This is a genomic window from Stenotrophomonas sp. CFBP 13718, assembly GCF_014842145.1.
Classification (GTDB): Bacteria; Pseudomonadota; Gammaproteobacteria; order Xanthomonadales; family Xanthomonadaceae; genus Stenotrophomonas.
Window position 1 is genome coordinate 37298 of the sequence record NZ_JACYVC010000007.1, and the last position, 25570, is coordinate 62867.

Annotated in this window: 19 protein-coding genes and 1 pseudogene; 8 read left to right on the top strand and 12 right to left on the bottom strand. The window is 66.2% G+C overall.

The window, feature by feature from the left end; genetic code table 11:
- Nucleotides 1–330 precede the first annotated feature (330 nt).
- The 6 genes from IFT58_RS12275 to IFT58_RS12300 all read right to left on the bottom strand — a co-directional run bounded on the left by IFT58_RS12275 (nt 331) and on the right by IFT58_RS12300 (nt 5925).
- A complete protein-coding gene (locus tag IFT58_RS12275; protein WP_192081064.1) occupies nt 331–2181 on the bottom strand; it encodes a potassium transporter Kup in 1851 nt (616 codons plus the stop codon).
- A 105-nt stretch (nt 2182–2286) separates the two neighbouring features.
- Complete coding sequence (gene ruvA, locus IFT58_RS12280) at nt 2287–2880, bottom strand: Holliday junction branch migration protein RuvA (protein ID WP_188324735.1); 594 nt, start codon at nt 2878–2880, stop codon at nt 2287–2289.
- Between the two features lie 13 nt (nt 2881–2893).
- The gene (gene ruvC / locus IFT58_RS12285) at nt 2894–3415 is read right to left on the bottom strand and encodes a crossover junction endodeoxyribonuclease RuvC (RefSeq protein WP_188324736.1); all 522 of its coding nucleotides are present in this window, start codon (nt 3413–3415) and stop codon (nt 2894–2896) included.
- A 12-nt stretch (nt 3416–3427) separates the two neighbouring features.
- On the bottom strand, nt 3428–4153 hold the full coding sequence (locus IFT58_RS12290; protein WP_192081020.1) for a YebC/PmpR family DNA-binding transcriptional regulator: 726 nt from the start codon (nt 4151–4153) through the stop codon (nt 3428–3430).
- A 117-nt stretch (nt 4154–4270) separates the two neighbouring features.
- Nucleotides 4271–4903: an alpha/beta fold hydrolase gene (locus IFT58_RS12295; RefSeq protein WP_188324738.1), complete on the bottom strand. Its 633-nt coding sequence runs from the start codon at nt 4901–4903 to the stop codon at nt 4271–4273.
- Nucleotides 4900–5925, bottom strand: a complete 1026-nt coding sequence (locus IFT58_RS12300) for a hypothetical protein (protein ID WP_192095233.1) — start codon at nt 5923–5925, stop codon at nt 4900–4902. Before IFT58_RS12300 ends, IFT58_RS12295 begins: the two co-directional genes overlap by 4 nt.
- A 349-nt stretch (nt 5926–6274) precedes the next feature.
- On the opposite strand from IFT58_RS12300, the gene IFT58_RS12305 reads away from it, so the two are divergent.
- Both IFT58_RS12305 and IFT58_RS12310 read left to right on the top strand, forming a co-directional pair.
- Nucleotides 6275–6664, top strand: a complete 390-nt coding sequence (locus tag IFT58_RS12305) for a hypothetical protein (protein ID WP_192095237.1) — start codon at nt 6275–6277, stop codon at nt 6662–6664.
- A 112-nt stretch (nt 6665–6776) separates the two neighbouring features.
- A complete protein-coding gene (locus tag IFT58_RS12310) occupies nt 6777–8522 on the top strand; it encodes a hypothetical protein (RefSeq protein ID WP_192095239.1) in 1746 nt (581 codons plus the stop codon).
- Nucleotides 8523–8534: 12 nt separating this feature from the next.
- Here IFT58_RS12310 and IFT58_RS12315 read toward each other — a convergent pair whose 3' ends face one another.
- Together IFT58_RS12315 and aspS are read right to left on the bottom strand one after the other, a co-directional pair.
- A complete protein-coding gene (locus IFT58_RS12315) occupies nt 8535–9089 on the bottom strand; it encodes a GNAT family N-acetyltransferase (protein WP_192095242.1) in 555 nt (184 codons plus the stop codon).
- A gap of 57 nt (nt 9090–9146) precedes the next feature.
- Nucleotides 9147–10895 (bottom strand): aspartate--tRNA ligase, encoded by a 1749-nt coding sequence (gene aspS, locus IFT58_RS12320; RefSeq protein ID WP_192095243.1) that lies wholly within the window; start codon nt 10893–10895, stop codon nt 9147–9149.
- Nucleotides 10896–11053: 158 nt separating this feature from the next.
- On the opposite strand from aspS, the gene IFT58_RS12325 reads away from it, so the two are divergent.
- On the top strand, nt 11054–11824 hold the full coding sequence (locus tag IFT58_RS12325; protein ID WP_192095245.1) for a DUF3011 domain-containing protein: 771 nt from the start codon (nt 11054–11056) through the stop codon (nt 11822–11824).
- A 219-nt stretch (nt 11825–12043) separates the two neighbouring features.
- On the opposite strand, the gene IFT58_RS12330 is transcribed toward IFT58_RS12325, so the two are convergent.
- Complete coding sequence (locus IFT58_RS12330; protein ID WP_192081014.1) at nt 12044–12685, bottom strand: hypothetical protein; 642 nt, start codon at nt 12683–12685, stop codon at nt 12044–12046.
- 82 nt (nt 12686–12767) lie between these two features.
- A pseudogene (locus tag IFT58_RS12335) lies at nt 12768–12968 on the bottom strand (zinc ribbon domain-containing protein); the annotation flags it as partial.
- Nucleotides 12969–13088: 120 nt separating this feature from the next.
- Between IFT58_RS12335 and IFT58_RS12340 the strand changes: the two are divergent.
- Entirely contained in the window at nt 13089–14330 is a 1242-nt protein-coding gene (locus IFT58_RS12340) for an MFS transporter (RefSeq protein WP_192095247.1), read from the top strand.
- Between the two features lie 68 nt (nt 14331–14398).
- Nucleotides 14399–16639, top strand: a complete 2241-nt coding sequence (ggpS, locus tag IFT58_RS12345) for a glucosylglycerol-phosphate synthase (protein ID WP_192095404.1) — start codon at nt 14399–14401, stop codon at nt 16637–16639.
- Between the two features lie 161 nt (nt 16640–16800).
- Here ggpS and bla read toward each other — a convergent pair whose 3' ends face one another.
- Nucleotides 16801–17715: a class A beta-lactamase gene (bla, locus tag IFT58_RS12350; protein WP_192095249.1), complete on the bottom strand. Its 915-nt coding sequence runs from the start codon at nt 17713–17715 to the stop codon at nt 16801–16803.
- A 176-nt stretch (nt 17716–17891) separates the two neighbouring features.
- Here bla and IFT58_RS12355 point away from each other — a divergent pair, with 176 nt between their 5' ends.
- A complete protein-coding gene (locus IFT58_RS12355) occupies nt 17892–18755 on the top strand; it encodes a LysR family transcriptional regulator (RefSeq protein WP_192095251.1) in 864 nt (287 codons plus the stop codon).
- 265 nt (nt 18756–19020) lie between these two features.
- On the opposite strand, the gene IFT58_RS12360 is transcribed toward IFT58_RS12355, so the two are convergent.
- Complete coding sequence (locus IFT58_RS12360; RefSeq protein WP_192081009.1) at nt 19021–20883, bottom strand: ATP-binding cassette domain-containing protein; 1863 nt, start codon at nt 20881–20883, stop codon at nt 19021–19023.
- Between the two features lie 328 nt (nt 20884–21211).
- Between IFT58_RS12360 and IFT58_RS12365 the strand changes: the two genes are divergently transcribed.
- Together IFT58_RS12365 and ybaL are read left to right on the top strand one after the other, a co-directional pair.
- Complete coding sequence (locus IFT58_RS12365; RefSeq protein ID WP_192095252.1) at nt 21212–23593, top strand: TonB-dependent receptor; 2382 nt, start codon at nt 21212–21214, stop codon at nt 23591–23593.
- A gap of 128 nt (nt 23594–23721) precedes the next feature.
- On the top strand, nt 23722–25425 hold the full coding sequence (gene ybaL / locus IFT58_RS12370; RefSeq protein ID WP_188324752.1) for a YbaL family putative K(+) efflux transporter: 1704 nt from the start codon (nt 23722–23724) through the stop codon (nt 25423–25425).
- Nucleotides 25426–25570 lie beyond the last annotated feature (145 nt).

Consider the following 25570-nt stretch of genomic DNA (forward strand, 5'->3'; position numbering starts at 1 on the left):
GGACGCGCACAAGTACGTCCATGTAGCGCTCGTTTCGCGCCATCCATGGCGCTCAACGCCCCCGCCCAGCCCCACCGCCCGGCCCCCTGACACATTCCGTGGCCGCCAGCCGCGTAAAAAAAAAGAAGAAAAGCGGTAGCNGGGCGTTGAGTGCCATGGATGGCACGAAACGAGGCACGCAGGACGCAGTTTTTGCCGTCCCCCGCCAACCCACCCCGCCCCGCCGACATGCGGCCGTGCGGCTTTTGCCTTTGCTTCTGCCGTTGCCGTTGCTTCTGCCGTTGCCGTTGCCGTTGCTCCCGCTTCGAAGTCGAGCGCAGCGGAAGAAAACTAGATCTCGACCTGCGCGCCCAGTTCGACCAGCCGGTTGCCGGGAATACGGAAGAAGCCGGTCGCCGGCGCCGCATTGCGATGCATCAGCGCGAACAGCTTGTCGCGCCAGATCGGCATGCCGCGGTTGGCCGTCGCCACGATCGTTTCGCGGCTGGCGAAGAACGTGGTGTCCATCGGATCGAAGTAGATGCCCCCGTGGTCGCACGAGCGCATCAGCGCCAGCGGCACGTCAGGCGTCTCCATGAAGCCGAACTTCACGTAGACCCGATGGAAATCATCCCCCACCGACTCGATCTTCAGCCGCTGGCCCTCCGCCGCGTAGGGCACCGGCAGGGTGACCACGTGCAGGAACACGTTGCGTTCGTGCAGCACCTTGTTGTGCTTCAGGTTGTGCATCAGCGCATGCGGGGCCACCGTCGGATCGGCGGTGAGGAAGACTGCCGTGCCCGGCACCCGTACCGGCGGCGCCAGCATCAGCCCCGGCAGGAAGGTATCCAGGCGGATGCCGTCCTTGCGGATCTCGTCACGCAGCAGCTCACGCCCCCGACGCCAGGTGCGCATCAGGGTGAACAGCAGGATGCCGAGTACCACCGGGAACCAGGCACCCTGCATCAGCTTGGCACCGTTGGCGATCACGAAGCCCAGATCGATGATGAAGAACACCACGCACAGCGCGACGATCCAGTGCCGCGACTTCGGCCACAGGCTGCGCGCGACCAAGGCCAGCAGCAGGGTGTCGATCAGCATCGTGCCCGATACCGAAATGCCGTAGGCCACCGCCAGATTCGACGAACTCTGGAACGCGAGCACCAGGCCGATGACCATCACCGCCAGGCCCCAGTTGATGCCGGGAATGTAGATCTGGCCGATGGTGTCGTGCGAGGTGTGCTTGATCCGCATGCGCGGGATGTAACCCAGCTGCATGGCCTGCCGGGACACCGAGAACGCACCGGTGATGACCGATTGCGACGCAATCACCGCCGCCATCGTGGCGAGAATGATCATCGGGTACAGCGCCCAGTCCGGCACCGCTTCGAAGAACGGGTTCTTCACCGCTTCCGGGTGCTCGAGCACCAGCGCGCCCTGTCCCAGGTAGTTCAGCACCAGGCACGGCAGCACGAAGAAGTACCACGCGTGGCGGATCGGCTTGGCGCCGAAGTGGCCCATGTCCGCATACAGCGCCTCGCCACCGGTGACCGCCAGCACGACGGCGCCGAGGATGAACACCCCGTGCCAGCCGTGGTCCATGAAGAAGCGGATCGCCCACCACGGATTGAAGGCCTTCAGCACTTCCGGCGCATCGACGATGTTGTACAGGCCGATCGCCGCCAACGACAGGAACCAGACGGTGGTGATCGGGCCGAATGCCTTGCCGATCTTTTCCGTGCCGAAGCGCTGCGCGGCGAACACCGCCAACAGCACCACGATGGTGATCGGCAGGATGAACTTGTGCAGGCCGGGGGCCGCGATTTCCAGGCCTTCCACTGCACCCAGCACCGAGATGGCCGGCGTGATCACGCCATCGCCGAAGAACAGCGATGCACCGAAGATGCCCAGGATGCCGACCACGTAAGCCGAACGCGACCCCTTGCGCAACGTGCGCTGGGTCAGCGCCATCAGGGCCATGATCCCGCCTTCGCCGTCATTGTCGGCGCGCATGATGATGGTGACGTACTTCAGCGTCACCACCAGGATCAGCGCCCAGAACGCCAGCGACAGCACGCCCAGCACGGTGTCGTGATCGCTGGTCAGCCCGTAATGCCCGGAGAACGCCTCTTTCAGCGTGTACAGCGGGCTGGTGCCGATGTCACCGAACACCACACCGATGGCGCCGATGACCAGGGCCATGCTGCTCCCGGTGGGAGCATGGCCATGAGTGCCATCAGGCGCGTTGGAAGGGCTGGACATGGAAGGGCTCGGTGGAGGTAACGAAGGGGAGTAAGACTGCTCAGCTCAGCGTAGCGCCGACTGCAGCGCCTTGCGGATGACCTGGGCCACATCGTCGCCGTCGGCATGCGCATCGCGCGCCATCCGTGCCGCTTCAGCGGGCTTGTAGCCCAACTGCTGGAGCGCCACGGTGGCTTCGGACACCGGATCGGCCGCGGCGGGGCCGCTGCTGGACGGCAATGCGCCACCGGCGCCCAACTGGGCAGCGCGGTCGCGCAGCTCGAGCACCATGCGCTCGGCGGTCTTCTTGCCGATGCCCGGGATGCGGGTCAGCGCGGTGATGTCACCGGACTGGACCATGCGCACGAACTCTTCCACGGTCACGGCCGACAGCACGGCCAGCGCGATCTTCGCACCGATGCCGCTGACCTTCTGCACATCGCGGAACAGGCGGCGCTCGCCCTCGCGCAGGAAGCCGTACAGCGACACGCTGTCCTCCTTCTGCGCGTAGTGCGTGTACAGGATCACCTCACGGCCGATGTCGGGCAGGTCATAGAACGTGCTCATCGGGGCCTCCAGCTCATAGCCGACCCCGTTGACGTCCACCACCAGCCACGGCGGTGCCTTGTAAGCCACGATTCCACGCAGGCGACCGATCATGCAGCGTTGCTCCTCATTTCCGGCCCCACGCCTGGCGGGCACTGAGCCCCAGGCGGTTGGCCGTCGCCCGTACATGGGCATGGGTGATGGCCACGGCCAACGCATCAGCGGCGTCGGCCTGCAGCTTCGTCTTCAGGCCGAGCATGAGCCCGACCATGTGTTGGACCTGTTGTTTTTCCGCCCCACCCCGCCCTACGACGGCCAGCTTGATCTCGCTGGCCGCGTACTCGCTCACCGGCAGGTCACGGATCACCACCGCTGAAATGGCGGCGCCGCGCGCCTGGCCCAGCTTCAGGGCGGAGTCCGGGTTGCGCGCCATGAACACCTTTTCGATGGCCACTTCCTGCGGTTGGTACTCGATGATCAGCTCGGCAAGGCCGAGCACCAGGATCTTCATGCGCTGCGGGAAATCGTCAGCGCCCAGCAGCACCAGCGGCTGATGGTGGACATGGGTAACGCGGCCAGCCGCATCGACGTCGATGATGCCGACCCCGGTACGTTGCGAACCGGGGTCGATGCCGAGGATGCGGGTCATGGGGTCTCAGGTCTAGGCGTGCACGCCGAGATCGGCGTTGGAGTAGACATCCTGCACGTCATCGAGGTCTTCCAGCATGTCCAGCAGCTTTTTCACCTGCAGGGCGGTATCGCCCTCCACGGCAATATCGTTGTCCGCGCGGAAGGTGATCTCGGCATGATCGGGATTCAAGCCGCCCGATTCCAGCGCATCCTTCACGGCATGGTAGCTGTCTGCGGCGGTTACGACGTCGATGGCGCCGTCTTCCGGGTAGACGATGATGTCGTCCGCACCGGCCTCGATGGCCGCCTCCGTGATGGTGTCTTCGTCGGCACCGGAAGCGAAGTGAAGCACGCCCAAGCGCTTGAACATGAAGGCAACCGACCCTTCGGTGCCCATGTTGCCACCGCACTTGCTGAAGGCATGGCGGACGTCGGCGACAGTGCGCACCTTGTTGTCGGTCAGGCAGTCGACGATCACGGCCACGCCACCGGGCGCATAGCCTTCGTAGCGGATTTCTTCGTACTCGACGCCTTCCAGCTCGCCGGTGGCCTTCTTGATCGCCCGTTCGATCACGTCCTTGGACATGTTCGACGACAGCGCCTTGTCCATCGCCACGCGCAGCCGCGGGTTGTTGTTGGGGTCGCCTCCGCCACCACGCGCGGCAACGCCGATCTCGCGGATGATCTTGGTGAAAATCTTGCCGCGTTTCGCGTCAGACGCGTTCTTGCGGCCTTCAATCGAGGGACCTCTACCCATGGGGGCTTCCGTTTCGCAGCGTCAGGAACAGGGCGCGGATTCTACCTGATCCCGTGGCTGCACCGTGTCGAACGGGCAAAGGGATCAGCAGGAACCCCCATCCCGGCCCGGCGGTCCTCAGGCTGCCGCGGCGTCGCGGCCCGGATGGAAATGCCCGTGGCGGAGGAACTGGGCGGTCTGCCGGGCGGCATCCAGCGAGAAGACCAGGCCACTGTGGCTGCAGCGGACGACGCAATGATCGGCCAATCCCGGCAGACGCGTCTCATCCAGCCCCACGGTGCCATCGGAATCCCCGTCGAACACCCCGAGCAGACTGCCGAGGCCATGGGGTACACAGCCGGCGATCAGTCCGACCTTGGCCTCACCCTGCCAGTCGGGCAGGCCGTCCAGCAACAGCTCGCTGCTGCGACCCAATGCCGCTGCCCAGCCGTGCTCGGCCAGCGTACGGGCAGTGCCACTGCCACGCAGGGGCGAGCCGAGGCAGACCACCCGCTGCACCTGCAGCGTGGGATTCCGGCGCAGCGCCTCCAGCGCCACCAACCCGCCCAGGCTATGGCCGACCAGCGACACCGGCCCGCTGTCCTGCAAGCGTTGCAGCAACTGCGGCACGGCGATGTCCGGCCCTCCCAGCACGCTGGAGTAGCCGAAGGTCTCCACGTTGAAGCCGCGCGCGCGCAGCCGCCATGCCAACGGCCCGACCCAGGCGCGGGCGTTCCAGATGCCATGCAGAAGGAGAACCGATTGCTTCATCCGCCAAGTTTGACGCATCTGACCATTTCCGGCGACCGCAGGCAGGCCGCTGCCCGGAATTCAATCAGGTTGCCGACCTGCCGCGGTTGGGCTGTCTGCCGGATATCCAGAACCGGTCGCCCTTCGGTCCAGGCCAACAGGGCCACGGACTCGCCACCGTCCAGGTTGAGCGAGATATTCGGCGGTCCGTGCTGCCCACCCAGACGATCCAGGCGGGCCAGCGCGCCGGAAAATTCCGCCAGGGTCCAGCCGGAGTCGGCACAGCCGCGATCGGTCATCGGGGCTGCCACCAGGCGGATACATCCGCTGTCCGCGGTGGTGGGCAGGCTGACCGCTGCCCGCGGGTTGGCATCATGCGCATGCCACAGCACGCCGGGAGCGACCTGGTCGCCCCGCTCGAAGGCGAAATCCCGCGGCAGCTGGTACAGCGGACTACCGCTGGCCTTGGCCGCGAACACCGGCGCCCCCTGCTCAGCCAGCAGCGGCGCGCAGGCCAGCGAGGAGCCGTCCGCGAATCCCAGTTCGTGATAGTCATCGGCAAAGGCCGGTGGCAGCGGCAGGGTGGGCTGCGGCGTTCCGCCCTGCGTCCGCAATGGCCCGATGGACAGATGCTCGGGGCGGTCGACGCAGGCGCGCTGGCGGAAGTTGAAGTACCCGCCATTGATCCGCGCGCACGGCCTTGCCGCCGCCTCGCCCGCGGGACGCACGCAGGGGTCCAACAGCGCATCGCCCTGCACCACGTGGCCACTGAAACGACGGGGATCCAGGCTCATCCACGCAAGCCGCTTGGTCACTGCGTCAGGAGGGTCTTCTGCAAGCGCGGCCGTCGTGGCGTGCTGCAGGCCCATGCGCTGGAGCAACGCCGGCGATGCCTGCAGGTGGACGGCAACCATCCCCGGCGCCAGCGTGGTGACATGAATCGAGCGGCGCAGTTGACGCCCTTTCACCACAGCATGCCAGTGCTCCGCCGCGCGTGCTGCTGCAGGAGGCAGGCTGGCGTTGTGCACGCGGATTCTTTTCATTGTGCCCCGCGACGACGTGGCGGAAACGCAGAGCAGGTCGGGACGAGGAATCGGTGCCGGCGGGACCAGCAGGGAGGAAGGCGAAGGAGGCATGGTGTCCGGTCTGCATCTGCTGCGTTGATGTCGCTTTCGACGCCAACGATCGTTGCGGAAAGCGAGCGCTTGAAAGAACGCGTACTGGAGAATCATCGGGGCCGTTGATTTCACCACGGATACGAGCGATATGCGCAGTGAAATTGCCTACGACAACGCCAAGTTCGATTGACTTTCCCGTATTAAGGCGTGCCTCAACGTAACGGGCACACGCACCGTGCAGGCTATGCCTCCCTCCCTGCACCCGAACACGTCGATGACTGCATCTCTGCCAGCCTGGGCACTGCCGATCCTTCAGCGCGCCGCGCAGCACCTTCCCTTGCCATTGGACATTTCCGCCGCAGCCTACACGCTGCTCGACGCCGTCGGGGTGGAATGGCACCTGGAGTGCTCGGCCGAGCAGCTGCTGATCCACTGCCAACTTGCCGATGATGGCTTGCACTGCGATGCCGACCAGCTACGGGCATTGCTGGCCCACCATCACCAGCCACAGGTAATGGACGGCGCATCCATCGCGCTCGATCCACGGACCGGTGTCCTGCGCCTGGTACAGGCCCATGCCAGCAACTCTCCTGCGCTGGACGACCTGCCCGGCGCATTGCAGCGCCTGCAGGTCGTACGCCAGCAACTGCTCCACTCCCTCTGAACTTCCGGACTCCTCCATGCTGACATTGAGCGTTCCCCAGACCTCCCCCTGTCTGCTTCCTGCTGAACCATCACGTGGCGCAGGCTCTCCCATCTGCGAACACGCCTCTCAGTTGTTCAGTGCGGCCGGGCCCTCGGCACCGGCGCTCAGCCAGTCACGCGCTGCGGCCGAGTTCGACGTGGGCCGTGACTCGCGAAAGTTCGTCGCCGGCTGGGCGTGCGTGACGATGCTCGGCGGCAGCGTCGAAGTCCCTGCCGCGGAGCAGCGGATCCATCCAGCTGCCTTCTTCACCGCAGCCAACCCCACCGACAAGGCCACCCGCGACCTTTACCTCAAGGCCTACCAGCACCATTCGCATGACAGCCAGAGCGTGCGCCAGGAAATCGGCCGCACCGCGCTGGCGCAGGTCCACGAGCAGGCGCAGCGGCTGGACCTGCAGGTACCTCTGGAAGATGTGAAGTTGCGGCAGGGCTATCGGATCGATGCCGTCACGGGCCAGGGCGTTCCCTACCTGCATCCCCGCGACGTGGATTTCAGCGCAGCCCTGGAAGCCCCGGATTCAAGCATCCACACCTTCCTGCCCGGCTATGCCACCGGCGACCGCTACTCGCTGATCCTTGCCATGTTGATCAATCCAAAGCTCAACGTATCCATCGCCTACAGCCGCGGCAACCAGGCCGAGCAGGCCCATGCCCGCGAGGCTTTCGAGGTCATCCGCACCGCTCTCACCGCCAGTGGGCAGGCGGACGCGGCCGATCGGGTGTCGCTGTACGAACACACCGGCAAAAGCCTGAAGGACGCGCGTGAGTCGCTGGACGACAGCGCGACGCGCGCGGACTTCAGGCACGTGGAGGGTGCGGCCTCGCCATTGGCAGGCGATGCCGAGCACCAGGGCACGCACGTGTTCCACATATCCGCCACCACCGAGCTGATCGCGCGCCGCTTCCGCGAAACGGACATGTCGCCCGAGGATCGTTGCATCGATGTCCGCAACAAGCTCATCGCACTGGTCGATCCGGCCGAACGCACGCGCATCGACGCGCTCGTCGACACGGTAATTGCCGAACAGGGCATCCAGCCCGGTGCTGCCGCGCTGTGGATCGCCGATCGCGAATATGCCAATGCCCGCGAAGCAGAGGCGATCTCCCGACCGATGATGTTCGAGCAGATCGCCGATGCGTTGGGCCCAGATAAACCGGGCGCAGCAGGTACCCCGGTGTACTGCATCGCCGATACCTACATCAACCGCGCACGCGATGAAAGCGGCGAGGATCGGCTCACCGACCGTCATCCGTATCGTCCGCAGCTGCATCCACATGTCGGACGTTTCTGGGCGGCCGAACTGAACGGTGAGCGCGTGCTGGCACCGCGTGAACACCAGTGGTACTTCATGCACAAGCTGCTGGACACCGTCGGTGGCCCGGTAATCGGCATCCGCAGCGGCGCGCTGGAACCGTTCGCGCTGATGGGGCACCAGGTGATCTATCTGGAGCACCACGACATGTTCACGCCAGACCGCCATGCCTGCTGGCAGGGCGTCATTCCCTACCACCGGCTGATCACCCATCACACCACCGGCTACCGCAACAAGGAAAGCGAAACCTACCGTGGCAACGAGCTGCGCAGCCTGCTCAGCGAGACGTTGCAGCGCAGGTTCAATCTGGGTGCCGCAGAGCCGGTGCACGGCCCCTGGCCTGATCGGCAGCAGTCGCTATCGCGAATGGGGGACGACCTGTCCAGCGGAATCCTCAGCGGCAACGAGCTGAAACTGCTGGTGGCGATGACGCAGAGCCGTAGCACGGCGGCGCAGACCGCCGCGTTGCCCGGAACGTTCAGCGCCGCACCACGTACCCGCTGAGCCGGCCCCTGCCTACGCTGTCGCCGGCTGATCGGCGGCAGCGACCAGCGGCCGTCGCAGGATGAACTCCAGATCCTGGGTCTCACCCACCGGGAACAGGTATTCGCCCACTTTGTGGAAACCGTAGCGGGCGTAGAAGCGTTGTGCGCCGAAATTTTCCGACCACACGCCCAGCCACAGCGGACGCGGGCCGTCGCGCTCCAGCCAGGCCAGCGCGGTCTCCAGCAGCCGGCTGCCCCAGCCACAGCTCTGCTCGTCCTTGATCAGATACAGCCGCTTGAGTTCCCCGTCACCGGGCTGGACCTCGGCGTGCGGCAGGCCACACGGTCCTGCCGCGGCATGGCCAACCGCCACTCCGTCACGCTCCAGCAACCACACCGCGTAGTCGGGGTGGCCGAGGATCACCTGCTGTCGCTCGACGACGTAGTGCTCGTCAAGGAAGACCTGCAGATGCTGTGCCGGATACAGATGACCGAAGGTTTCCGTGAAGGTGCGCGTTGCCAGCACCGACAAGGTCGCGGCGTCATCGACAGTGGCACGGCGGATGGCGTAGTGGCCTGCGGTCATGGCGCTCTCCAGGGTGGCGAGCGTGCCGGCGGGAAGCCGACACGCCAAGGAAACGGGTCAGCCCTTCGGTCGCACCTGGATATGCACTTCTGCCAGCTGCACATCGGCGATCGGCGACGGTGCATCCGTCATCAGGCACTGCGCACCGGTGGTTTTCGGGAACGGAATGACATCGCGGATGGATTCGGTGCCCGCCATCAAAGCAGCAATGCGGTCGATGCCGAAGGCGATGCCGCCATGCGGCGGTGCGCCGTAGTTCAGCGCATCCAGCAGGAAGCCGAACTTCGCGCGGGCTTCGTCCGCGTCGATGCCCAGCAGTTCGAATACCGCGCTCTGCATGTCGGGGCGATGGATACGGATCGAACCGCCGCCGATCTCGTTGCCGTTCAATACCATGTCGTAGCCGCGCGACACAGCGGTCTTCGCGTTCGTGCGCAGATCGGCGATGTCATCCACCGCAGGCGCGGTGAAGGGGTGATGCAGGGCGACGTAACGCTGCGCCTCCTCGTCCCATTCGAACATCGGGAAATCGGTGACCCACAGCGGCGCCCAGCTGTCGGCGACCAGGCCGAATTCCTTGCCGGCCTTGAGCCGCAGCGCGCCCATGAAGTCGGACACCTTGTTGTAGCCACCTGCGCCGAAGAACACGATATCGCCATTGCCGGCCCCCACGTGGGCGACCAGCGAGGCGAAGGCTTCTTCAGTGAAGAACTTGGCGATCGGCGAGCTGACTTCGCCGTTGTCGGCGATCTTGATGTAAGCCAGACCTTTGGCGCCGTACTTGGCAGCGTGCGCGGCATACTCGTCGATCTGTTTGCGGCTCAGGCTCGCGCCACCGGGAATGCGCAGCGCGGCGACGCGGCCGTCGGCATCGTGGGCAGCGGCCGTGAACACCGGGAACTCACTGGACTTGACCAGCTCGGCCACGTCCACCAACTCCAGTGCGATGCGCAGGTCCGGCTTGTCCGACCCATAACGACGCATCGCCTCGGCCCAGGTCATGCGCGGGAAGCTCGCCGCCAGTTCGACGTCGATCACTTCCTTGAAGATGCCGCGGATCATGTTCTCGACAAAATCCTGCACGTCCTGCTCGCGCACGAAAGCGAACTCCATGTCCAGCTGGGTGAACTCCAACTGGCGATCTGCGCGCAGGGCTTCGTCGCGGAAACAGCGCGCGATCTGGTAGTACCGATCAAAGCCGGCCACCATCAGGATCTGCTTGAACAGCTGCGGACTCTGCGGCAACGCGTAGAACTCACCCGGGTGCATGCGCGCCGGCACCAGGAAGTCGCGGGCGCCCTCGGGGGTGGCCTTGGTCAGGATCGGGGTTTCGATATCCTGGAAGCCTTCGCCATCCAGGTGGCGACGCAGGGCCTGCACCAGCTTGATGCGGGTGCGCTGCATGCGCTGCATCTCCGGGCGTCGCAGGTCCAGGTAGCGGTACTTCAGGCGGGTTTCTTCGCCCGGATTTTCATGCGCGTGGAACGGCAGCGGGGCTGCCTTGTTGAGCACGGTGATGGCGGTGGCGATGACTTCCACCTTGCCCGTGCGCATCTTGTCGTTGACCGCGTGGCGGGCACGCACGACGCCCTCCACCTGCAGCACGTCCTCATAGCCCAGCGACGCGGCCACCGCGAACACGGCGGCGTTGTCGACCTCCACCGTCACCTGCACGATGCCCTCATGATCGCGAAGATCGATGAAGCAGACGCCGCCCTGGTTACGGGCCACGTCGGTCCAGCCGGCGAGGGTGACAGTCTGGCCGATCAGGGTTTCATCGATCAGGCCGCAGAAGTGGGTACGCATGGGGGAAGCTCCGCTGGAGTACGCCGGCACCAGGAGGGGCCGGAAAGCCCGTTATTCTGCGGCCCAGCCCCCTCCGGGGGCAAATCCCGCGCGGTCACGTGGATTTAATCCACCCGGTTCGTATAGTCGCGCACCATCGACTGCTCGGGGATGTCGCCATGAACCGTTGGACTCTGGCCTGTCTGGCCGTCGCTTTGGCCGGCTCGACCGCCCTGCCCGCTGCGCACGCACAGGTCGGGACCCGTGCCTACGCGCCGGAAAACCTCGCCCAGCTCACGGCCAATGACCGGATCCGGGTGATCAGCCAGGAATATGCGGATCAGTCCAACGGACGGCGCATTCCGGACGACCAACTGCGCTTCTATCTGGACCAGGTCAGCTCGGGCTGGGCGTTTTCGCGCATCAAGCAGGACATATCCACCTCACTGAGAGGCGCCGGCCAAGGCGGTTCCGGCGGGTGGAATGATGGCCGGCCGGGTGGCAGTCACGGCGGCAACGCCGGTAATGGCGGGACGATCCGCTGCGAGAGCCAGAACAACCGCGAGCGCGTCTGCAACGCCGGCTGGCGCAATGCTCGACTGGTCCGCCAGATATCCGGCACGGCCTGCGTGGAAGGGCGCACCTGGGGCGTGCGGGATGGCGCGGTATGGGTGAACGGCGGCTGCCGCGCCGAGTTCGCGGAAGCGCGCGGGCAAGGCAACGGCGGCAACTGGGGCGGTGGCTGGAACAGTGGCAACGCCAACTACAGTGTCACCTGCAGCAGCAATGACAAGCGCCGCAGCACCTGCGCGTGGGAAGCCCGCCGCGGCCAGCCGGTACTGCTGCAGCAACTGTCCGGCAGCGCCTGTCGCGAGGGCCAGAGCTGGGGCTACAGCAATGGCAGCCTGTGGGTCAGCAACGGCTGCCGCGCCCGCTTCGGCCTGCGCTGAGACACCGGCAACGGAGGCGGCACGGGCGGCCACGCATTCCGCCGAGCATGGCTCGGCGCTACCAGGGCGTGCGGGATCGGTAGCGCCGACCCATGGTCGGCGAGCGCAGCGGCACGGGCGTCCGAGGCTGGTAGCGCCGACCCATGGTCGGCGAGCGCAGCGGCACGGGTGTCCACGCATTCCGCCGAGCATGGCTCGGCGCTACCACGGCGCGCGGGTTCAGGGTGCGGCTGAGCGGTCCGCACCCCACGGGGCCGGCGGCAGCGCCACGGGGCGGGTCAGGTCGAACACTACCCGGAAGCGCCGCCCGTCAGGGCGCGTGAGCTCGTAAACGAACTCCTCGTCCGGCTTGATTTCCATTGCCCACGTGTTGTGCGTGGAGGCCAGCATGTCCGCCTTGCGGAACATCGCCACCGAATCGGTATCGGCCGGAAACTGCTGCCGCTCCGCCGTACCCGGTGGCTTGCTGTCGCCGCCATACAGGGTGATGGCATCGGGGCTGCCGTCTTCATGCCGGTGGTCGTGCTTCAGCCGCAGGCCGTGCTCGGTGCGGCTGAGCACCCACGTCCGCGAATGGTCGTCACCCACGTGAAACGGAATGCGCACTTCGCGGGAAGTGTCCTCGCAGCCGCGTACGTGCATCACCAAGCGCTTGCCGGCGAACGGGTCGGGGCCGGTGGCGACCGGATTATCCTCGACGATCTCGCCGGCGTAGGCCTTGCCGCAGTGCGCGGCCACGCTGGCCAGGAAAGCATCCGCGGGCGCCGTAGCCACCTCGTTGGACACCACGTCGCGGGATTTTCCATCGCAGCCCGCCAGGGCCAGCAGCCCCATCATGGGTATGAGTCGAAGCATGTTCATCGCTCCACCCTACGCAGCCACGCCACTCCGCGCAAACCTGCCGTGATCAGTCGCCGCTGCTCGTCGGCGCCGCGGCAGGCTTCTCGACGAGGTTCTTTTTGTTCTTGCCGAAGTCGGTCTCATACCAGCCGCCACCGGCCAGGCGGAACGACGGCGCGGTGATCTGCCGCTTCACCGTGGACTTGCCGCACTGGGGGCAGTCGACGGGGTCGGCGTCGGCAATTTTCTGCAGACGGTCGAAGGCATGGCCGCAGTCGGTGCAGGCGAAGGCGTAGATCGGCATGGCGTTGGCATCGCAGGGGTATCGAGCCGCGCATGGTAAGCCATTGCAACAGGGAGGTCAGGTCCGCTGTGTTAAGGTCGTTGACGTGTTTGCCCAACCTTCCCCACGAAGGTCGCACCCATGTTGCGGCTGACTTCCCTGCTGCTTGGCGTGGCTTTGCTGCTTACCGGCGGCGGCCTGCTCGGCACCCTGCTGGCCGTGCGCGGCGGGCAGGAAGGCTTCAGCGCCAACGCGCTGGGCTGGGTGATGTCCGGCTATTTCGCCGGCTTTTTCGTCGGCACGTTCACCGCCCCGCCGCTGATCCGCCGGATGGGCCACAGTCGCGCTTTCGCCTTCCATGCCGCGCTGGCGACGATGGCCGTCCTGCTGCATCCCTTGTGGCTCGACCCATGGGGCTGGGGGCTGCTCCGCGTGGTCACCGGCATCGCGCTGGTCGGCCTGTACACGGTGATCGAAAGCTGGCTCAACGCCGAGCCGGATCCACAACGACGCAGCCGCGTATTTTCGCTGTACATGATGATCAACCTGTCCGCGCTCGCCTTGGGCCAGGTTCTGCTGATGCTCGGCGATGCCGGTGCAGCGGAGATGTTCACGGTCACCGCCCTGCTCGTCTGCGCCGCGATGCTGCCGGTCACCGCTACCCGCCTGCAGCAGCCCGATGTGCCCAATGTGCCGCGCCTGAAATTGGCCAACCTCTACACGCTGGCCCCCGTCGCCACCGTGGCTGCCGGCCTCTCCGGGCTTGCCATGGGGCCCTTCTGGGGCCTGCTGCCGGTGTACGCCGGCGAGATCGGCCTGAGCGGCGATGGCGTGCCGTTGTTCATGCTGACTGCCATCGCCGGCGGCGCCCTGCTGCAGTGGCCGCTCGGGCGCATCAGCGACGGGCATGACCGCCGCATCGGCCTGCTGGCTGTCAGCCTGGCAGCCGCTGGGTTGGGCGTGCTGGCGGCGATGCCACTGATCCAGCAGCAGATCCACGTGATGTTCCTGCTGGTGTTCTGCTACGGCGGCCTGGTGTTCGCGCTGTATCCGTTCGCGGTCGCCCACATGCTTGATTATCTGGCCAGCGAGGACCTGCTGTCCGGCTGCAGCAGCCTGCTGCTGGTCCATGGCGTGGGCGCGGCGATCGGGCCGGCCATCGCCGGCGCGCTGATGACGCGCTTCGGGGCACCGGCCTTGCCGCTGTATTTCGCCGTGGTGCTGGCCTGTCTGGCCGCCTTCACCGCCACCCGCCTGTTGCGCCACGCGCGCCTGCGCACCCATCCGGCTCCCTTCCGCGCGATGGTGCGGACCACCCCGTCCGCGCTGGAGCTGATGCCGGAAACCGAAACTCCCCTCCACCCTGAAAAGGAAACACATTGACTGTCGAGTACCCTACCCTTGCAACCGAACCCGCTGTCCCCGCTACTGAAATCGCAGCACCGCCACAGCTGATCCTCGCCACCGACCTCGATGGCACCTTCCTTGCCGGCAGCGCCGCGCAACGGCACCGCCTCTACCGGTTGATCGACCAGCATCCCGGCATCTCCCTCATTTTCATCACCGGCCGCGGCCTGGAAGCGGTGATGCCGTTGTTGTCCGACCCCTCCATCCCGGTGCCCGATTACATCGTCTGCGACGTCGGCGCCACGGTGGTCGACGGCCACACGCTGCAGCCCGTGCAGCCGCTGCAGTCCATGATCGATGCGCACTGGCCCGGTGAACACGTGGTCGCCGAGGCCATGCGGCCATTCACTGCCCTGCAGCGCCAGGATGTGCCCCAGGAGCGCCGGTGCTCGTATTTCTGCGATCCGGACACGCTGGCGCCACTGCGCGCGCAGATCGAACAGACCGCGCGCGGGCTCGGCTGCGACGTGCTGTACTCGGCTGACCGTTACCTGGACATCCTGCCGCCCGGCACTGACAAGGGCCGCACGCTGGCCGCACTGGCACGTACGCTGGACCTGGAGGTCGATCGCATCCTCGTGGCCGGCGACACACTCAACGACCTGTCGATGTATGTCGCCGGCTTCCGCGGCGTCTGCGTGGGCCAGTCAGAGCCCGCGCTGCTGGAGGCGACCGACGGGCAGGAGCGCACCCTGCATGCCGAAGCACCCGGCTGTGGCGGCATCCTCGAAGCCATCACACACTTCGGTCTTCTCGACGCCCGTGATCCGCACCTGGCCGCACCGGCGCCGGTGTCCCACGAAGGCGCCAAGCTGCTGATGGTCTATCACCGTATGCCGTTCGATGAGAGCTTCGAAGACGGCAAGCTGGTGCAACGGCCGCCGCGCTCGCCGAATGGCATCATTCCGTCGCTGCTGAGTTTTTTCAAAGGCGGGCAACAGGGCAGCTGGATTGCCTGGGGCATCGATGATCCCAAGCATCGGCCGTTCCAGCGACATGTGACCGTAGACGAAGCGCAGTACCCCACCTTGCGCGCGACACGGGTGCCGCTCAGCCGCCAGGAAGTGGACATCTTCTACAAGCGCTTTTCCAAGGAAGCCTTCTGGCCGATGCTGCACGTGTTCTGGGAACGCGCGCGCTTCCGCGAGGATGACTGGCAGGTCTTCCTGAAGGTCAACCGCAAGTTCGCCGAAGCCACCGCCGCCGAAGCCGCCCACGGGGCGACGGTGTGGATCCACGACTACAACCTGTGGATGGTGCCGGCGTACCTGCGCGAGCTGCGCCCGGACGTCAAGATCGCCTTCTTCCATCACACCTATTTTCCTTCCGCGGATGTGTTCAACGTGGTGCCGTGGCGTCGCGAGATCATCGGCAGCCTGCTGGCGTGTGACTACGTGGGCTTCCACATCCCGCGCCAGGTCGAGAATTTCGTCGACGTGGTGCGTGGGGCGGCTCCGGTGGAGCGGCTGGCGTGGGAAAACTGCGCACCCCGCTTCCTCACCTACGGCTGCGCGGTGGGCCTGGACACCATGACCACGCGCCTGCGCGTGGGCGACCGGGAAGTGGCACTGGGCGCACACCCGGTCGGCACCGATCTGGGCCGTATCCACGACACGCTGGCGCGTAGCGATGTGCGCAATGACATCTTCAAGCTGCGCCGCGAAATCGGGGCGCGCAAGCTGGTGCTGTCGGTGGAGCGGCTGGACTACACCAAGGGCACGCTCGCCAAGCTGGAAGCCTTCGAACGCGTGCTGGAGCAGCATCCCGAACAGCAGGGCAAGGTCACGCTGCTGATGGTCTGTGTGCCCGCGGCACGCGAAATGACCATCTACCGCACCCTGCAGAACCAGATCGAGCAGGCCGTAGGTCGCATCAACGGACGCTTCGCGCGGCTGGACTGGACCCCGGTGCGCTTCTTCGCCCAGGCCCTGCCGTTCGAGGAGGTCGTTGCACATTACGCCGCCGCACAGGTGATGTGGATCACCCCGCTGCGCGATGGCTTGAACCTGGTGGCGAAAGAGTTCGTCGCCACGCAAGGCATCGAAGGCAGCAACGGCGTGCTGGTGCTGAGCGAGTTCGCGGGAGCAGCAGCCGAGCTGAAGGGCGCCGTGTTGACCAACCCGCATGATCCGGCCGATCTTGCCGCCGGCTTGATGCAGGCCCTGTCCATGCCGGACGAAGAAGCCGGCGGTCGCCTGCGCCAGTTGTATGGCATCGTCGAACACTACGATGTAGACCGCTGGGGCCGGGATTTCCTCGACGCGGTGGACAGAGCGAGCGCCTGAGCAGGCGCAATGCCGAATCGGCGGCACCGCGCATTGCGCGGTGCACTGAAGTAGCGCCGAGCCATGCTCGGCGCGCGCACCGCACGGCCTGCATCAGCCAGCAGGGCGCCAGGCTGTAGTCGCCCAGCCTGGCGCGGCTACAGCCCGGCGCTTACAGGGCGTCAGGCGATCATTCGATCCGCGAGCACGCCTACCTGCTTGAGCACCACGTCGCGCATCGTGCCGTCGACCGTCGCCCCCTGCAAGTAGCTGGTCAGGATCCACGGCGTGCCGCCGGCCAGCGGCCACAACACGGCGATGTCATTGCTGATGCTTTTGCCATCCCCCCCGGTACGGTCGCCGATACGCCAGCGTTGACCCAGGCCTGCGCGCAGGCGGGCATCGCCGGTCGCGTTATCGATCAACCAATCGGTCAACTGCAGCCGCGATGCGTCGTTCAGCACGTTGCCCAGCACGATGCGGCGCAGGCTGCCGGCCGTTGCCACCGGACTGGTCGTATCGCGCGGGTCACCGGGCTCGAAGCGGTTCATTTCCGGCTCGTAGCGGTCATTGCGCGTCACGTCGTCGCCGTTGGCCCGCAGGAAAGCGGTGATGCCCGCCGGCCCGCCGAGCAGCCGCAACAGCAGATTGGCCGCCGGATTATCGCTGGTCATCATCGTTGCCCGGCACAGATCACGCACGGTGAGATCCTTGCCCACATGGCGGGACGTGATGGGCGCATGCTCGATCAGGTCAACCGCCCGCATCGGGATGCGCCGGTCCAGCAGGCCAGGACTGCGCTCGGACTGATGCAGCGCGGCGGCACCCAGCAGCCATTTGAAGGTGCTGCACATCGGGAACAGCTCCTTCTGTCGATGCCCGGCGATCACCTTGCCCTGGGCGTCCATCAGGGCCACACCGAGGCGCCCGCCACTGATGCGCTCGAGCGCGTCGAAATCCGTCGCCTCTGCAATGGCGCCTGCGGCGGAAACGGCCGCGGGCGTCCCCGTCGCCGCGGTACGTGCCAACAGGGGAGCAGCAGCCAGCGAGGCGAGTGCAGCGCCCCCTGCCTTCAGGAAACGGCGTCGGTCGGTCATGGGAAATCTCCAGTGCGATGAAACGTGAGTATCGAAGGGAACATGCAGCGCAACCAGCTGATAGTTTCAGCAGGAGCCATGAGCCAGATGAATGCCTTCTGCCATAACCCACCCTGAAAATCGACGCATTGAATCTAGAATGAGTGGATTCCATAACCCTTGCTCACGGCTCCCCTATGCTGCGTTCCCAGCTTCCGCTTGCCGCGCTGCGTGCGTTCGAAGCCGCCGCACGCCACCAGAATCTCACCCGTGCCGCCTTGGAGCTGTGTGTCAGTCAAGCCGCACTGAGCCACCAGATCCGGCAGCTCGAAGGCCGCTTGGGTACGCGGCTTTTCCACCGCTTGCCACGCGGCGTTGCACTGACCGACGAAGGGGCCGCGTTGTATCCCGTGCTGAACGAGGCCTTCGACCGCATCGGGGCGGCGGTGGCGCGATTCGGTGGCGCCAGCGGCAGGCGGGATGTGCTCACCATCGGGGTGGTCGGCACATTCGCGTGCGGTTGGCTGTTGCCACGCCTGTCCTCGTTCGAGAGCGCTCACCCGCACATCGAGCTGCGCGTGCAGACCCATAACAACCGGATCGACCTGGCCGGGGAAGGTCTCGATCTGGCCATCCGCTTCGGTGACGGAGACTGGCAGGGGCAAGAGTGCACACAGGTGCTCGACGCGCCATTCGCGCCACTCTGCGCACCCGCGGTGGCGCGTCGGCTGCACAGCCCGCGTGATCTCGCCCAACTCACCTTGCTGCGTTCGTACCGCAGCGATGAGTGGCCCTGCTGGCTGCAGGCTGCCGGCGTGCAAGGCGTGGAAGCGCGCGGCCCGGTCTTTGATTCCTCGTTGACCTTGGCAGCGGCAGCGGCAGGAGGCACTGGCGTGGCCCTGCTGCCGCTATGCATGTTCGAGCAGGAACTGGCCGAGGGTCGTCTCCTGCAACCGTTCCCGCAGACCGTCGCGCTGGGCAGTTACTGGCTGGCGCGCCTGCGCTCGCGGCCGGAGCGCGAGCCCGCCGCGCGCTTCCGGGAATGGCTGCAGAACGCGTGATGGGGGGTGAGGTGAGGACGCGGCTGCGGCTGCGGGCGTGCTCGGGGGCGTGATCGGCGTCGGGGTCGGCGGCGTGCGCGGCGTCGGGGGCGGCGTCGGCGTCGGGGGCGTGCGCGGCCTCGGGGGCGCGGTCCTGGTAGAGCCGACTTCAGTCGGCTGCTCTTTCCTGCCGACTGACATTAGTTCTTACGGGGCAGCCGACTGAAGTCGGCTCTACCCCCGGCTCTACCGCCAGCGTCAGCGCCACCATCAGCGCCGCCGCGGCTCAGCCGTCCAGCAGCGCCATCCAGGCCGCTTCCGCCTTTTCCAGCTGGGCGGCGGTGGTTTCGCGGTCGCGTCCCAGCACCGCCATCCGCGTCGGATCGGCGTAGCTGGCCGGGTCGGCCAGCTGGCGGTCCAACTCGGCCAGGCTGGCTTCAAGCTCAGCCACCTTGGCCTCTGCAGCGGCCAGCTTGTGCGGGTTCGGTGCCTTCTTCTGCACGACCTGGGCGACCGGCTCGGTCTTGACCGCAGCGGCGGCCGGCTCGGGCAGCTTGCCCTTGGTGCCCTGCGCCTGCGGGCGGGTGCGCAGCCACGATGCATATTCATCCAGATCGCCATCGAACGGCTCGACCACGCCATCGGCCACGCGCCAGAACGTATCGCAGACCAGACCGATCAGATGGCGGTCATGCGACACCATCACGATCGCGCCTTCAAAGTCACTCAGCGCCTCGGCCAACGCTTCGCGCATTTCCAGATCAAGGTGATTGGTCGGCTCGTCGAGCAGCAGCACGTTCGGCTGCTGGTAGGCGATCAGTGCCAGGGCCAGGCGCGCGCGCTCGCCACCGGAGAATCCATCCACCGGCTCGAAGGCACGGTCGCCGGCGAAATTCCACTTGCCGAGGAAATCCCGGAACGACTGGTTCGGCGCATCTGGCGCGATGTCGCGGAAGTGCTCCATCGGCGACTGCCCTTCATGCAGCGATTCCACCGTGTGCTGGGCGAAGTAGCCGATACGCAGGTCCGGATGGGCCGCGCGGTCACCCGCGATCGGGTTCAGTTCGCCCACCAGGGTTTTCACCAGGGTGGTCTTGCCGGCGCCGTTCGGGCCCAGCAGGCCGATGCGCTGGCCCGCCTCCAGGCCGAAGCCCACATCGTGCAGGATCACCGAATCGGCGCCGTAGCCGGCCTCGACATGGTTCAGCCGGATCAGCGAGAACGGCAGCTTCGCGGGCGGGGCGAACTCGATGCGGAACTCCCGCTCGGCGCGCACGGCTTCGGTGCCGGCCATCTTCGCCAGTCGCTTCATGCGGCTCTGTGCCTGCGCGGCCTTCGACGCGGTCGCCTTGAAGCGGTCGATGAAGCTCTGGAGGTGGGCGCGCTCGTTCTGTTCTTTCTCGTGCGCGATCTGCTGCTGGCGCAGCTGTTCGGAACGCTGCCGCTCGAAATCGGTGTAGCCGCCCGGGTACAGCTTGGCGCCCCCGTTATGCAGGTGCAGGGTATGGGTGGCGACGTTGTCGAGGAACTCGCGGTCATGCGAGATCAGCAGCAGCGTGCCCGGATACTTCAACAGCCACTGCTCCAGCCAGTACACCGCGTCCAGATCCAGATGGTTGGTCGGCTCATCGAGCAGCAGCAGGTCGCTGGGCATCATCAGCGCGCGCGCAAGGTTCAGGCGCACGCGCCAGCCGCCGGAGAACGAGGACACCGCACGGTGGTGCGTTTCAGCGGGAAAGCCCAGGCCGTGCAGCAGCTTGCCAGCGCGCGCTTCGGCGTCGTAAGCGCTGACTTCAGCCATCTTCGTGTGCGCCTCGGCCACCGCTTCCCAGTCTTCACGCGCGGTGGCGGCGGCTTCTTCGGCCAGTACCGCAGCAACCGCCACGTCGCCGCCCAGCACGAAGCTCAGTGCGGGGTCGGGCAACGACGGGGTTTCCTGCGCCACGCTGGCGATGCGCACCCGGCCAGGCAGCTCGACATCGCCTTTGTCAGCTTCCAGTTCGCCCTGCACGGCTGCGAACAGACTGGACTTGCCAGCGCCGTTGCGGCCCACCACGCCCACCCGGTAACCGGCATGCAGGGTCAGGTCGACGTTGGACAACAGCAGCCGCTCGCCGCGGCGCAAGGCGAAATTACGGAGGGAGATCATTGGGGGAGGTCCATATAACGGAATGGAATGTGCTGGTGAGCACCTTTCCTGCGACGCAATTCTAACGTTAACGAATACTTGACGTATCCCGGGGGCACGCCAAGGGCGCCTCTCTCTCTCCCACGGAGGGTGTCACACGGCTCCCGGGCCCCTCTCCCCCACTCCTGCCAGAACCGCTAAACCGTTGCATTTGCAATAGTTTTTGACGTTACCGTCATTTGACAGGGGATTAAATTGTCGTTAATTGCTTGATTGCGCGCCGCAACACGCCGTCCCGCTCCCCGAGATGTCGCCCGGTGCCGCCGCCCCCAACCGGAGCCACGTCCAGATGACCCGCAAGACCCGCCCGCTCGCCGCCGCCATCGCCGTGGTGCTCGCCGCCTCCAGCTTCGCCGCCGCCGCACAGACCGCCAACACCCTCGACACGGTGATCGTTACCGGCACCCGCGTGGCCGACCGTACCGTCGCCGAATCGCAGTCGCCGATCGACATCATCACCCCCGAGGCCCTGCAGTCCACCGGCACCTCCGAGCTGGCCACTGCGCTGTCGCGCGCCCTGCCCTCGCTGAACTTCCCCCGCCCGGCGCTCACCGACGGCACCAGCGGCATCCGTCCCGCCCAGCTGCGCGGCCTCTCGCCGGATCAGGTGCTGGTGCTGGTGGACGGCAAGCGCCGGCACACCTCGGCAATGATCAACGTCAACGGCAGCATCGGCCGCGGCTCGTCGGCGGTGGACATCAATGCCATCCCGATCGGTGCCATCGAGCGGGTAGAAGTGCTGCGTGACGGTGCGTCGGCCCAGTACGGGTCGGATGCGATCGCCGGTGTGATCAACATCGTGCTCAAGGGCAGTGGCACGGGCGGCAGCCTGGCCATCGACCACGGCCAGTACGCGGCGGGCGATGGCAATAAGGACCAGCTGTCCGGCGATGCCGGCTTCACCTTCGGCGACGGTCGCGGTCAGGTGCACGTGGCCGGCCAGTACAGCCAGCAGGACGAAAGCAACCGCGCCGGGCCCTACCAGGGCACCACCCCGAACACTGGCAACTTCCCCGACATCGGTGAGAAGACCTTCGTGGTCGGCGATCCGCAGGTCGATGCCTCGGCGGTGTCGGCCAACGCCAGCTTCGCGTTCAGTGACAACGTCACCGGCTACGCCAACGCGATGCTCAGCAACCGCGACATCACCTCGTTCGCGTTCTACCGCTCGCCCAACCACCTGGGACAGACCGCCCTGCTGGCCCAGGTCTACCCGGACGGCTATGTGCCGCAGATCAACCAGTACTCCAAGGACCGTTCGGTCGTTGCCGGCGTGAAGGGCAGCACGGAAAGTGGCTGGACCTGGGACCTGAGCGCCAACCATGGCGAGAACACGCTCGATTTCCACACCCGCAACAGCATCAACTACAGCCTGGGGGCGACCAGCCCGAGTTCCTTCTACGACGGCACGCTGAAGTACACGCAGGACATCTTCAACGCGGACTTCACCAAGTCGCTGGACTGGGGCCTGGCGTATCCGGTCACCCTGTCGTTCGGTGGTGAGTACCGTCGCGAAACCTGGGAACAGCGCCAGGGCGAGCTGAACTCGTACACCGGCAGCGGTGCGCAGGGCTTCGGCGGCTTCACGCCGATCAACGCCGTGGACGAAGACCGCCACAACTACGCGGTCTATGCGGGGCTGGAAGCGGACCTGACCGACAAGTTCTCCGCCGGCGTCACCGGCCGCTACGAGGACTACTCGGACTTCGGCGACAAGTTCTCCGGCAAGCTGTCGGCGCGCTACGCGTTCACCGACAAGGTGGCCCTGCGTGCTACCGCGTCCAGTGGCTTCCGCGCCCCGTCGCTGGCCCAGCAGAGCTACCAGGCCGTGACCAGCACCATCGTCAACGGCAACTTCGTCGAGCGTGGCACCTTCCCCGCGGGCAGCGCCGCCGCGCAGGCACTGGGTTCGGCACCCCTGAAGGCCGAGACTTCCACCTCCTATAGCGTCGGCCTGGTGCTGCAGCCGGTGGATCGCCTGTACCTGACCGTGGATGCGTACCAGATCGAGATCGATGACCGTATCGCGTTGTCGTCCAACATCACCACCACCGGCAACACGGCGGTCGCCGACCTGCTGACCGGCCTTGGCCTGCCGCAGGTGACGGCGTTCTCGTACTTCACCAACGGCCTGGACACCCGCACGCGCGGTGTCGATGCGGTGGCCAGTTACACCGTGCCGTTCACCGCCAGCAGCCTGGAACTGACCGCGGCCTACAGCTACAACGACACGGAAGTGCAGAAGTTCGATGCCTCACCGGCCACCTTCCAGGCGCTGGGCATCACCCAGGCGCTGATCGGCCGCGATGAGATCGGCCGTATCGAAGACAGCTTCCCGCGCGACAAATCGATCGTCAGCGGTACGTGGCGTTCGGATCACTGGGAGCTGGGCCTGGCCGCCACGCGTTACGGCAGCTTCACCGTGCGCAACTCCGCCACCGCCACCCGCGACCAGACCTATGACGCGAAATGGGTGCTGGATGCATCGGCCAGCTACAAGCCCAGCGACAACTGGACCCTGACCCTGGGGGCCGACAACCTGCTGGACGAATACCCCGACCGCACCGTCGACCTGCAGAACTCCACCTGGGGCATGCTGCCGTACAGCAACTATTCGCCGTTCGGCTTCAATGGCGCGTACGTGTACGGGCGCATCCGTTACACCTGGTAACAGGCAGCATGCCGTCGCCCGGCATCACCAGCGTCGACTTCAGCAAACGCCGGGCACTGCCCGGCGTTTGCTGTATCGGCCCCCATCGGTGAAAATCGGGACATCCCCCGATTTGCCTGCGAGACCTGATGCACCATGACACCGACCTGATCAACATCGTCGCCGTTGGCCTCGGGCTCGCCTTCATCTTCGGCGCGCTGGCCAACAAGCTGCGTTTGTCTCCACTGGTCGGGTATCTGGTTGCTGGCATCTGCGTTGGGCCCTTCACTCCCGGCTTTGTCGCCGACCAGGCACTGGCCAACCAGTTGGCCGAACTGGGCGTGATGCTGCTGATGTTCGGCGTCGGCCTGCACTTCTCGCTGAAGGACCTGATGGCCGTCAAAGCCATCGCCATTCCCGGTGCGATCGGCCAGATCCTGGTGGCCACCCTGCTCGGCTGGGGTGTGGCCAGCTTGATGGGGTGGCCCGCCATCCATGGCATCGTGTTCGGCTTCTCGCTGGCCACCGCCAGTACCGTGGTGCTGCTGCGGGCGATGGAAGAGCGCCGTCTGCTGGAAAGCCTGCGCGGCAAGATCGCAGTAGGTTGGCTGATCGTCGAGGATCTGGCCTGCGTGCTGGCCTTGGTGATGATGCCGGTGCTGGCCGGCGTGTTCGGTCCGGATGCGGCGAAGGAAAACCACAGCATCGGCAGCGTGCTGGCCGACATCGGCTGGACGTTCGTGCAGTTGGGGCTGTTCGTGGCGGTGATGCTGGTGGTCGGTCGGCGGGTCATTCCGTGGATCCTTGAGCGTACCGCCGGCACCGGCTCGCGCGAGCTGTTCACCTTGGCCGTGCTGGCCATCGCGCTCGGTGTGGCATTTGGTTCGGCCATGCTGTTCGGCGTGTCCTTCGCGCTCGGCGCGTTCTTCGCCGGCATGCTGTTGAACGAGTCCGAGCTCAGCCACAAGGCCGCTACCGATTCACTGCCGCTACGCGATGCGTTCGCCGTGCTGTTCTTCGTCTCGGTGGGCATGCTGTTCAACCCGATGATCATCGTCGAACACCCGTGGCAGGTGCTGGCGACGGTGCTGATCATCATGTTCGGCAAGTCGGCCGCCGCATTCTTCATCGTGCGTGCGTTCGGCCATCCGACCAGTACGGCACTGACCATCTCGGCCAGTCTGGCGCAGATCGGCGAGTTCGCCTTCATCATCGCCGGCCTGGGCGTTGCACTGCAGATCCTGCCGGAGACCGGGCAATCACTGGTGCTGGCCGGTGCGTTGGTGTCGATCATGCTGAACCCGCTGGTATTCGGTCTGCTGGACCGCTGGCAGGCCCGCCAACTGGCCCTGCAACCGGCCATCGCCGAGGCAGAAGAGGCCGCCGGCCCCTCACGCGACCTGCATGACCACGCCATCGTGATCGGTTACGGCCGGGTGGGCAGCGAGCTGGCCGCCGTACTGCGCGACAAGGGCGTGCCGGTGTTGGTGATCGATGACAACAAGGAGCACGTGGAAAGCGCACATGCGGCCGGCATCGCCGCAATCCGGGGCAGCGCTGCAGCGGACAAGGTGCTGGCCGAAGCCCATCCGGACCGCGCCAAGATCGCGGTGCTGGCCATTCCGCAGCCCCTGGAAGCCGGCGAGGCATTGGCCAAGCTGCGCGCGATCAACCCCGGCCTGACCCTGCTCGCTCGCGCCCACAGCGATGCGGAAGTACGTCACCTGCTGGAACACGGTGCCGACGGAACGGTGATGGCCGAGCGCGAACTGGCGTATTCGCTGGCCGAGATGATCATGTCCACGCCGCCCTATCGCACCATGGGCCAGCCACACCCCATCCCGGTGGTGTGAGCCGCCGCGGCGGCCTGCCGTGGGGGTAGAGCCGACTTCAGTCGGCTGGCTTGAAGGTAGAGCCGACTTCAGTCGGCTGCGGGGATGCAAGCCGACTGAAGTCGGCTCTACCGTGCCGGCGGGATGCAAGCCGACTGAAGTCGGC